The organism is Burkholderia sp. BDU5 (genome assembly GCF_001522845.1).
In the GTDB taxonomy this organism is placed as follows: Bacteria; Pseudomonadota; Gammaproteobacteria; order Burkholderiales; family Burkholderiaceae; genus Burkholderia; species Burkholderia mayonis.
In genome coordinates this window covers 1-10,643 of the sequence record NZ_LOWC01000111.1, presented here as the reverse complement: position 1 = coordinate 10,643, position 10,643 = coordinate 1, and the positions used below count along the sequence as shown (strand labels likewise).

Annotated in this window: 11 protein-coding genes; 4 read left to right on the top strand and 7 right to left on the bottom strand. The window is 53.6% G+C overall.

The annotated features are described in order from the left end of the window. Window positions 1–369 precede the first annotated feature (369 nt). Entirely contained in the window at window positions 370–675 is a 306-nt protein-coding gene (locus WS69_RS31395) for an H-NS histone family protein (protein WP_082716280.1), read from the bottom strand. Window positions 676–1,219: 544 nt separating this feature from the next. Between WS69_RS31395 and WS69_RS31390 the strand changes: the two genes are divergently transcribed. From WS69_RS31390 to WS69_RS31380, 3 genes are all read left to right on the top strand, one after another. Continuing rightward, window positions 1,220–1,915, top strand: a complete 696-nt coding sequence (locus tag WS69_RS31390) for a helix-turn-helix transcriptional regulator (RefSeq protein ID WP_082716279.1) — start codon at window positions 1,220–1,222, stop codon at window positions 1,913–1,915. A 90-nt stretch (window positions 1,916–2,005) separates the two neighbouring features. Next, the gene (locus tag WS69_RS31385; RefSeq protein WP_082716278.1) at window positions 2,006–3,169 is read left to right on the top strand and encodes an MFS transporter; all 1,164 of its coding nucleotides are present in this window, start codon (window positions 2,006–2,008) and stop codon (window positions 3,167–3,169) included. After that, the gene (locus WS69_RS31380; protein ID WP_197419277.1) at window positions 3,166–3,804 is read left to right on the top strand and encodes a thiamine phosphate synthase; all 639 of its coding nucleotides are present in this window, start codon (window positions 3,166–3,168) and stop codon (window positions 3,802–3,804) included. Before WS69_RS31385 ends, WS69_RS31380 begins: the two co-directional genes overlap by 4 nt. 200 nt (window positions 3,805–4,004) lie before the next feature. Here the strand turns inward: WS69_RS31380 and WS69_RS31375 are convergent, their stop codons facing one another. The 5 genes from WS69_RS31375 to WS69_RS17800 form a co-directional block, all read right to left on the bottom strand. Continuing rightward, complete coding sequence (locus tag WS69_RS31375; RefSeq protein WP_082716277.1) at window positions 4,005–4,310, bottom strand: H-NS histone family protein; 306 nt, start codon at window positions 4,308–4,310, stop codon at window positions 4,005–4,007. Between the two features lie 240 nt (window positions 4,311–4,550). Then, window positions 4,551–5,204: an HpcH/HpaI aldolase/citrate lyase family protein gene (locus tag WS69_RS17810; RefSeq protein WP_331457984.1), complete on the bottom strand. Its 654-nt coding sequence runs from the start codon at window positions 5,202–5,204 to the stop codon at window positions 4,551–4,553. Beyond that, on the bottom strand, window positions 5,143–5,358 hold the full coding sequence (locus WS69_RS35510; protein ID WP_331457983.1) for an aldolase/citrate lyase family protein: 216 nt from the start codon (window positions 5,356–5,358) through the stop codon (window positions 5,143–5,145). The genes WS69_RS17810 and WS69_RS35510 overlap by 62 nt, the downstream gene beginning before the upstream one ends. 19 nt (window positions 5,359–5,377) lie before the next feature. After that, window positions 5,378–6,574 carry a CaiB/BaiF CoA transferase family protein gene (locus WS69_RS17805; protein ID WP_231747159.1) on the bottom strand — a complete coding sequence of 399 codons (1,197 nt, stop codon included), beginning with the start codon at window positions 6,572–6,574 and terminating at the stop codon, window positions 5,378–5,380. Between the two features lie 13 nt (window positions 6,575–6,587). After that, window positions 6,588–7,967, bottom strand: coding sequence for a 2-hydroxycarboxylate transporter family protein (locus WS69_RS17800; RefSeq protein WP_442854910.1), 1,380 nt, complete (start codon window positions 7,965–7,967; stop codon window positions 6,588–6,590). 229 nt (window positions 7,968–8,196) lie between these two features. Between WS69_RS17800 and WS69_RS17795 the strand changes: the two genes are divergently transcribed. Continuing rightward, window positions 8,197–9,126 (top strand): LysR substrate-binding domain-containing protein, encoded by a 930-nt coding sequence (locus WS69_RS17795; RefSeq protein WP_059472048.1) that lies wholly within the window; start codon window positions 8,197–8,199, stop codon window positions 9,124–9,126. A gap of 28 nt (window positions 9,127–9,154) precedes the next feature. Here WS69_RS17795 and WS69_RS17790 read toward each other — a convergent pair whose 3' ends face one another. Further along, the gene (locus WS69_RS17790; RefSeq protein WP_059472046.1) at window positions 9,155–9,592 is read right to left on the bottom strand and encodes an SET domain-containing protein; all 438 of its coding nucleotides are present in this window, start codon (window positions 9,590–9,592) and stop codon (window positions 9,155–9,157) included. Window positions 9,593–10,643: the final 1,051 nt, after the last annotated feature.

Below are 10,643 nucleotides of genomic sequence, written 5' to 3'. Positions count from 1 at the left end.
CGACCGCCCCCGACGCGAAACCGCGTAGCGTATCGTTCAAATTAGTCACGGCAGACTCTCAGGTTTCTGCTTGGATTCGAATCCGAGGAGTATTGATTCTCGATGTAAATGATGCCCTCCCCACGGCGCGTAGATTTTATCAACGCTGAGGCAAATGGCGGCCAAATTAACGAAGATTCACCATCGCGCTGACGACGGACGGGTCGACAACCTGGAGGCGACCTGTCAAGGTTGACAGGTCGATGCCACGTATTGGTGCGTTGAGTATGGACCGCAGCGTCCCTTGCCTCGAAATGGACCTTCAAAGCGGAAATTTTTTGGCGGACTGGCTCGCTCCATGGGCGCGAGAGCGGAGTGCTCGATTGTCGATCAGGCGGGTCGATCTATAAGGAATTCTTCGCGCTGCAACCCGGACATCCATTTTGGTGCTCGGCCTCGACCGCACCATGTTTCCCCAGTCATCGGGTTCCGATACTTTGGAGGCAGTGGACCACGCCGCTTGTCCGGCGAGCGAAGGCGCGTCCATTGCGGAAAGATCTGGTCGGGACGAATTTCGTACCTCAGGAGGGTTTCCCGGATCTGAGACAGCGCTGTCGAGATTTCGCGCTCTTTGGCTGATTCGGCCTCCTTATTAAGTGCATCGAGTTGAGCTTTCAGTTCCTCGTAAGTTGCCACAATGATTCTCCAATCGAATTACGTTAAACGTGCACATTCGAGCGTCGTGCGTCGTCAGGGGCGCGTATCGTGTGCCATGCATGCGACGATATGACGGGAATAAAAAGGCGATCGTCGATATCGACGATCGCAAAACCGCCGGCTCCGAGGCAGATCGGAGGGCAGCAGGCGGTGGCCTAAACAAGGCAAACAGTCGCTGGTACCGGGGCACCAGTCGAAAGTGCAGCGAACAGCTTGCCGCCGGACAGCCAGACCATCTCTATTCGGAGATAATAATCTCCTTACCAATCTATCCACGATCAACGGGATGAATCCGCAGGGAATAAAGATTCATTCTGACTGTTAGATACCATTTAGTCGGTGAATACCTGAAGTTGATTTTCCGGTTACACATCCGGTAGCGCATCCGTGGAGATCACTGATATAGTGTGAACCTAAGTGCACAAGACAACGGCTTTGCGAACAAACAGGGAAACTATAAGTTGGGCTATATCCTGGCGAGTCCGCAATGTGCCCTTCCGAACGAAAGCCCGAGGGGAATGCCATGGAATCCGATAGCGCAATATTTAGCCTTATAGAGAACTTCCCAACCTCCGCCAGTCTAAAAGCAGCAGACACCGGAAAATATATTATAAATAATTCTCACAATTCAATTCAATTCGGAATAAAGAATCCCAAAGACCTCGAGGGGCTAACAATACAAGATGTCAAATTCAACAAAAAAGACTGGGGGGTTAGATATGCGCGATTGATTCAGGACCTAGATCACTCGGCGCGCGAGAATAAATCACACGTGCTGGGAAGACATCAATTTCTCGACGACTGCGGGGAGGCGCAGGTTGAGGAGATGATAAAATTTCCCATTCTCGGATCCAGGGGAAATATACTTGGAATCGTAACCTACAGAAATGATATTACACGAACACTTCCGCCAATAGAAATCTATAGATTAAATCGGGTGTTTTACGGTACCACCGATTCAATCAATAGAACCCTCATATATTTTGGAGTTGAGAAATATTTTTTTGTGCCGCCGACTGATGTACAAATCCAAGTTTTCTTGATGAAGTCTGAGAGGTTGACCAACAAAGAAATCTCAAGATTCCTTGGCATCTCAGACAGAACGGTCGAATGTCATTGCGCAGCTCTGCGCAACAAAATAATTGATGGGAACCTGCCATATGTCCTGTCGCTTGTAAAAGGAAGCTTCTCGTGCGATCGAAATCTGACCAAACTCTAAAGATTGCGCTTACCGCAAATCTTTTTGAATGGTATGAGTTCTCACTCACGGCGTTCATGGCGCTAGAGATAGGTAGGCTTTTCTTCCCCGATGCAAACGAAAAAAACAGCCCTAATTTCAAGCTTCTCAGTGTTCGCTAGTAGCTATCTTGCGCGACCGATCGGCAGCATACTTTTTGGTATTTTAGGAGTTCGATACGGGACAGGGGCTTCACTAAGAATCAGCATGATAGGAATGGCAGTGCCAGCCTCACTGATCGCGTTCCTCCCTACTTATCAAAAAGCAGGCTATTTCGCAACTTTCTTGCTGCTGATTCTGAAAATAACTCAAGGATTCTGCGCAGGCGGAGAAATGCCATTAAGTGGATATTTCGTATCGCTCAATGCAGACAGGAAGAATCGCGGTCTCTATTGCGCCTTAACTGTGGCGAGCGGATTTGTCGGAATGCTATTAGCTTCCGGGGCTGTATTTTCGCTGCCGCACATTAAGCTTGCCATCGATCATCTAATTAAATATGAAAATCCGAGCTACCTTAACGAGCCGTGGCGCTGGCCGTTTTTGCTTTGCGTGCCATTGTCGATTTCAATATATTTATTAAGATTGACAATTAATAGGAGTGAGGTTGTGGCGGATTCTGGGAAATTGAGAGCCAAGCCAGCTCTCCCACTACTTCAGTCGCTCGCCGTCGTTGCATTTATGGAAATAGTTATATATACGATTTTTGTATGGATGCCACATTATTTGCACGTCTATCTCGGGCAGGAGATTTTTGATGCGCGATTGTCCAACATTGCGGCCCTGATAATATTCGCGATATCGATGACTTGCGCCGGCTATGCCGAGCGTTATTTTTGTGCTAGAAATATCGCACTACTCGGAACTATGACAATAACAATATCCGTTTATCCATTATTTGCGATAATGCAATACGGAGGTATGTTCGTACTATTGTCCACTCAAGCTGCCCTCGCGATATTGGCCGGATGTGTCGTTGGGGTGATTTTCGTCGTATTGCCAGATCTATTCAAGGAAAATTGGGGGAGCTTGGGAATGGTCGTTACCTATTCATTTGCCACCGCGATTTTTGGTGGAACATCCCCTGTTTTCTGCGCTTACCTGATTGAATTAACTAACTTGAATATCGCGCCTGCAATTTATATATTTTTAATGGGGATGTTGGCTGCAGCCGCCATCTACAAAATTTCCCCTCCAAGTAAAACGCGATTTGAATATAGAACGCCGAATTCCGCATGATTAGACGCATCATTCATCGTAACTTCAAAATTATTGTGAATAAATCAGCTAACTTGCCATTAGAGTATCTGATCACGCCGGAACCTCCGGGTGACGAGGCGTTGAGCGACTACCTCGTGGCTCTGGAGCGAACATTGAAGGCCGGCATCGGTCTTGTACAGCTACGCGCGAAAGCTGTAACTGCGTCGTATTACGCACGGTTGACGGAACATGCCTTGGCTTGTTGCCGAAGATACAGTGCACGACTGCTCGCGAATGCTGCACCTGAAGTGGCGCTGAGCTTGCATACAGATGGCGTCCATCTCACCAGCACTCGTCTGATGGCGTGCTCGACTAGACCTTTGCCAGCCGGATTGCTGGTTTCGGCCGCATGCCACGACGAGGATCAGGTGAGGCATGCAGATTCAATAGGGGTCGATCTGATCACCATCTCGCCGGTTTTGCCGACTGCAACGCATACGACTGCAAAGCCGCTGGGTTGGCCACGTTTTCGAGAGCTTGCAACGCTGACATCGGTGCCGATCTATGCGTTAGGGGGTATGTCCGTCGACAGCTTAGCTGAAGCTCGCAACGCGGGCGCGTACGGCATTGCCGCAATTCGTGCTTTTTGGGGAAGCAACGTCGATCGAGCATAGCTGCGAGGGGATATTTGGCAGCTTTTCGCAAGTGAGTGAGCGAATCGAGTTCGACGAGAACGCATGGTGAGATACGATGAAGGGCCGCTTAAGCATCGATCTCGATCGATGGCATTTTCCGTTCGCCGGTGAAAGTGGCAAGCTGCGCTGGCGGTACGCCTTATTGACCACTTCGAATGATAGTCCATGACGTTGGTGTGCTATTGTGCTGTTGGCACGATGAGAAAGTCCTCACGCGCGTAGCCCGCCATCCATTTTGGGGTTCGCCCTCGACCGCACCACGTCTGTCCGGTGACTGGATTGCGATATTTCGGAGAAGGAGGCTCTTTACGTCTCGTTCCAGCGCTTGCGCTCCATGCCGGATTGATTTGCTCGGGAAAGATGCCGTACGTTTTGACGACGTCGCGGACTAGCGACAGGGCAGTGCCAAGTTCTCGCTGGCGAGCCTCCTCGGCCTCCTGAGCGAGAATCTGTAGTTTTGCTTTTAGATCTTCGAATTTTGTCATATAGAACTCCTATAATAATTTTCGACGCCGAGTCATGTTCTATCGCTAATTTTTACCCTGCAGGCATCGCAGCATCAATCGACAGAACATTCGAATATCAAGGCGACTGGAAATTCAATGGTCGCGAACCCACCGTTCCGAGGTAAGCCAGACAGAATCAGGCGGTGATCTGAGACTGGTGAATTTGCCTTTTTTGGGGCGTAGGAGAATCGATCCCCGCGACCGAGTTGGTGGCATGGGCTATTGATCGGCCGATGCGACAATTTCGAGCGCCCTGAGGACAATCGGTTTGTCAATCATCTTCCCATCGACCGAGACTGCTTCGCCGCCACTTGCCCGCGCCGCGCCTACTACTCGGTGCGCCCATTCCTTTTCAGCATGGGAATAGGCGAACGCCGTATGTACACCGCGTACCTGGCCTGGATGTATGCATGCTTTCCCTCCGAATCCCAGGCAGCGCGCACGCCGGGTGTCGTGATCCAGCGTATCGGCATCGTCGATCGCTGTCACGACCCCATCGATGGGCGGAGCGATTCCTGCGATTCGGGAGGCGAGAACGAGTCCCGAACGGAAGTAAAGTAGTTCATCTCCATCGCCCTCGATCCCGAGATCGAGCTGAAAATCGATAGTCCCGAACATCAGTCGCTCTACTCTGGGCGCACGTGCGATCTCATTCAATGATGTGAAGGCACGAGCGGTCTCGATAATCGGTACGATCCTCAGCGTTGGATGCGCAATCTCGACTACTCGACGAATCGTCTCTCCGCCCTCCACTTTGGGAATAACAAAGCCTGTGACTCGTTCATTGACTGCAAACGCCATCATGTCCTCGTTAAACCAAGGGGTGCTGTCGGCGTTGATTCGAACATAGAGCGCGTGGTTCGTATGCGATATCCACCGTTGGACCTTCTCCCGTGCTGTTTCCTTTTTGATCGGCTGGAACAGCGTCTTCCAAATCGATTACCACGACGTCAGCGCCCGAGCGCACCGCCTTCGCGAAGCGATCAGGCCTATTCCCGGGAACAAACAGCCAGGATCGGAACAGCATGCCTCTCTCCTTCTTCCCATCAAATTGCATCAGTTGCGCGCATTTCTTGGATCTGATCGTCAGTGAAGCCGAGTTCTTCCAAGATAGAATCGGTATGTTCGCCAAGCGCGGGCACCGCGCGCAGTTCAGGCGGTTTGGAAGCGTCAGCGCCGGGTGGCAAGAGCGCCGGTACAGGGCCCCTCTCGGTCAATACCGTTGTCCAGCGATTTCGAGCGGCAAGTTGGGGATGGGCCCATACGTCCTGCATGTCGTTCAGATGTGCTTTCGCGATGCCTGCGGCGTCCAAACGACAGGTCAGTTCTTCCGAGGTCAAGGCCCCAAAGATTTCTCTAATCATGGCTTCCAGGTCTTCACGCTGCGCAATGCGTTGCGGGTTGGATGCGAATCTAGGATCGACGGCAAGGAGCGGGAGCCCTAGTACATCGCTGCAGAATGTTTTCCATTCGCGTTCATTTTGTAGTCCCAGCATGACTGTTTTACCGTCTCCAGTCGCGAACGGGCCATACGGGAAGATCGTCGCGTGGGCGGCACCCGATCTCAAGGGCGGAGACTGGCCATCGATGGCGTAGTACATCGGAAAACCCATCCACTCGACCATTGATTCGAGCATCGAAATATCGATACTGCACCCGTATCCCGTTCGCTGACGTTTTAGCAGCGCCGAAAGGATGTTCGTGTATGCGTACATCCCAGCGGCAATGTCAGCGATCGAACACCCTGCCTTCGCTGGCGAATCCGGCGTGCCTGTAATCGACAGTAGACCGGCCTCGCTCTGTATCAACAAGTCGTACGCCTTGTTATCGCGATAGGGTCCGTCGGGACCATAGCCCGAGATCTCGCAGACGATGAGGGTTGGAAAGTTGGCGCTCAGAGAGCCATAGTCGAGACCGAGGCGATCAGCTGCTCCAGGAGCTAGATTCTGGATGAAGACGTCGGCGCACGCGAGCAGACGCATGAGCGCCTCTCGCGCACTGGGCTGCTTCAAGTCGAGCGTCACGCTCTCCTTGGACCGGTTAGCCCAGACGAAGCTTGAGGACATGCCCAGCACGCGCTCGTCGTATTCCCTGGCAAAATCGCCAACGCGGGGTCTTTCGACCTTGATCACGCGCGCACCGAGATCCGCTAGTTGACGCGTACAAAATGGTGCGGCAATCGCATGCTCGAGCGCTATCACGGTAATCCCTTCAAGCGGTTGCGTTTCTGTATTCTCCAGCAATTGTTTCTCCGTATCAGACAATCTGCGCGAGAACGAGAAGGCTGATCGTGATCGTGATCGCACCACCAATGCGAGTCGCGATTTGAGCAAACGGCATCAGCCGCATTCGATTCGCTGCGCTAAGTATCGCGACGTCTCCAGTGCCGCCCATCCCGCTATGCGTTCCAGTGACGATTGCGACGTCGACCGGGAACATGCCCATGCGACGCCCAACAATGAACCCGACGACCATCAGTGAGGCGACCGTCGCAATGATCGTCACAATCGTTGGAGCGTTGAACGAATCGACGATCTTCTGCCACGGCGTGATGACGACGCCGATGGCGAAGAGAAGCGGATACGTGACGACCTTAGCGAAAAACTGGTAGACGAAGCCCGCCCCCCGCTCGACCGACGGGGCAAACACATGTCCCATCTTCGCGACAACCGCGAGCATCAACATCACGACGGGGCCAGGTAAGCCGAAAGCACTTTGCGAGAGCCCCCCCAGGAAGTACAAGCACACGGCGGCCAAGCCCGCGGCAGCGACCTCAGCGATGTTCCCGCTTTCGCCATGCTCTGCGCTCACTGCGGCGAACGCGTCGTCGCCAGTTCTCATCAACTGTCCATTACCTGTCAGCGTGGGATGTCGCTTGCCGAGTGAGTCAAGGAGCCCCGAAAATACGATCGCGCAGATATTGCCGAGCATTACGGCCGGCAATGCCTGGGCGAGCAACTCGCCTGCCGGGCGATGCAGCAACGCGGAGTAACCCAAAGTGAGGGGGATGATTCCTTCCCCTACCCCACCAGCCATCACGGGAATCACGACAAAGAAAACGGTATGGAACGGGTCCATACCGAGCAGAGTACCTACCGCTCCCCCAACGATGATGGCGACGATTGATCCCGCTGCGAGAGGTGCGAAGATCCTCACGAAGCCCGCGATTAAAACCCTCCTGTCCATGCTCAAGATGCTTCCGACGATGATGCACGCAATGAACAGGTAGAGAATATTCGTGGTCTTCCAGAAATCGGTAATTGGATTCACCACGGTCAGTGGCAAGACCTTCGAGAAAACCAAATATGAGGGCAAGATCGTCGTTAAGATAACCGGTCCGCCGATATTGCGGAATACAGGAATGCGGCTTCCAAGTTCGAAGCATGTAAAGCCACAGACAGCCAAAAGCGCGATCATCGGCGGGAGTTCGGCCGACATCCTTCCAGTTGCCGCGAATGCAAACAAAGCGAGCGCAAGCGTTATGTGAATGGGTAGAGGAATGATTCCAATTCGCACCGTCATAAGCTTGTGCCACGGACTCCCAAGCCAACGCCACCACGAACGACGGTTGAATTCGTTTGTCGTCGCTGTTGGTTGCTGGACATAGGTTCCTCGGGTTCTCGTAACTTCGTTCATTGTTATTCCCAGACCAGGTTATTGTTCGTGCATAATATGCTGTGCGGGTGATCTGGCGGAAATACTGTTATTGAATGGGGGTATAGTAGAAATCAATATCCCCCTTGGTGATTGATTAATGTAACCAATTAATTTTATAATTTGTTCACGTTTCGTAAATGACCAATCAGGTTCGGCCAGTTGGCGGGTACCAACGGGCGGGTTGAGATTGGTGTCTGGCGTCACACTTATGGACCTCAAACAGTTGCGAAACTTCGTCGCTATCGTGGATAGCGGCAGTTTCTCCAAGGCCGCATATATTCTCGCGGTCGCTCAGCCGTCACTAAGCCAGCAGCTCCGAGCGCTAGAAGAGGAACTGGGGACGCAATTTCTACAACGGAGCGCGCAAGGCATCAGGCCAACCGATGCCGGCATGACGCTATATCGTCATGCCAGGAACGTTCTCCGGCAGATCGAGCACATCCGGCGTGACGTCAAGGAAGGGGGTAGCGCTGAGTCCGGGCCGGTTTCCGTCGGTTTCCCGACCACGATCACCGCCATCCTGGGTGTACCGCTTTTTAAGCGCTTGCGGCAGCGCTATCCGGGCATTCGTCTGCAGATGTTCGAGAGTCTGAGCGGATACATCAGCGAATTGCTGCTGAACGGACGGCTCGACTTGGCCGTCCTGTTTCGGGAGTCTGAAAGTGCCGGCATGTCGCTATCTCCGCTCTTCGATGAGAACCTTTATGTTGTGGGGCATGGGCTGCCGGGCGACGAAGGTGATACGTGTTCGTTGTCGCAGTTGGCGAACCTCCCGATCGTTGCGCCGAGTTCCCCTCATGGACTCCGGTTGCTGATCGAACGGACGTTTGCGCAAGCTGAGGTCGACTTGAACGTCGCAGCGGATATCGATTCGTTGCCGACGCTCATTGAGATTGCCCGTACAGGCGAGGCGTACGCGATCATCCCAGCATCCGTGTTGTCGGCGCGGGAATCCGAGTACCGGCCGCCAGCTAGAAAGATCATCAACCCGCAGATTAGTCGGCCTGCGAGCTTGTGTTGGTCGAACACTCTACCAACGAGTCCGGCAGCATTAGCGGTGCGAAGATGTGTATCCGAACTCGTCGTCGAGTTGCACGACGCCGGAAAGTGGCCGGGCATCGCGTTGCGAAACGGTTGAATCTGGTTCGATATCTGGCGGTGGCGCATTAGATCGATGCCAACATCGTGCCTCGACATCCCGAGTGCCCGCATCGGCAAGCATATTCGCGCTTCTCCAGTTCCGCGGTCTTCCGAGCAACTTCAAGGCCATAGTCGATGAAGAGTTCCTCGCCGGGGGCGATGTCCCGAACCACCTCGATGAAGATGCGATTCTTCGACTCGACGGCGACGCAGGTTGGCTCACACGCATGGTTGAGCCAACGTGCGCTGTTGCCCCCATTGCTACCGTCGATGACGTTGCCGTTGGAAAGCCCGAAGTAGAAGGTATGTCCTGCCAGTCCGTTGCGACGGTGCGCCCGGACGGCAGTTCGCCACGTGATAACTTTGCCTTTGTACTCGAGCAGCAGTTCGCCCGCCTTAATAGACCGCAGCGCGAATACGCCTCGCCCGTGAATGCGCGATCTGCGAACAGTGAATCGCTTCATCTGAATTCTTCGACGTTTCGAATCTGGTCGAAGTCGTTGATGGGCTGCCTCATACCTTGATTTTCTCAGCGGCGCGGGACTCTTCTTCCCCGACTGTTCGACAGCAGGGCGCTCGATGGCCAGATTGTTGCAGCGACGATGCAGTGAAGTCCGAACGGCACTCTCCGATTACTTTTTGGAGCGAGGCAATCATTGACAGGATCGCGATCGTGGTGGCAGGCCGTTTGCATCGGTCCAGGCTATCCCTACCAGAGTACCGGATGTGCCTTCTTGTAGGCTGCCGAGCCGGCTATCCGCCGCGCGTCGTCCGTAAGGGCAAGACAGCGTTTTCTATCACTAACCGCGGCACCCTCTGACGCATTCCGGCAACCGAAATATACGCCCGCCGTAAAGACGTCGATCTGCCCGCTTGTCGCCGTAGTTTTCGTCAATGCATATGTTACGCATGCACCGATAACGGTGCCGATGAGAATTGCGCGACCCTGCGCCATATAGTGATTCATTATTGGAAGACCGCAGCAAGATAGAGGTGTGCGGGCACATGTTCGGACGTCAAGATGATCGCGCTGAGGCATTGCGTATTCCGATGCAGATTCTCAAGTGGTTGCAATTTGTCCATTCTGCCGATCCTAACATGTCGCGGACAAATAGAAATGTCCGGTTTTGTAGCAAATGAAATGTCCGCATGTTGGCGGGGGCGGCAAGCCGGCGTAGGGCGTAGCCCGAAGCCGGCTTGCCGCCCCCGCGGCTGTCTGGCGGACCCTCAGGCAGCCAACTGAACCGGGGCGCTGACAAGCGCACCTTGCGCATCATAGCGCCCCAGGCAACGTGGCCCGTAAAACACCGCCAGCGTGCCGTCCACATATCGATGCACACGCACGCGCCGCTTGACGTAGTGAGGCCGTGCGCTATCGGCTGGAATCTGCAACTTCAGCCGCTCGAAGCTCACGCAGTTGTCATTGCCTACCGTGCGCTGTTAGCGCCGGTGTAAAAGCGCCGTTAAACGACGGCACAAGGTTGAGCGAAACAGTCAACGACAAAGGGGCCACGC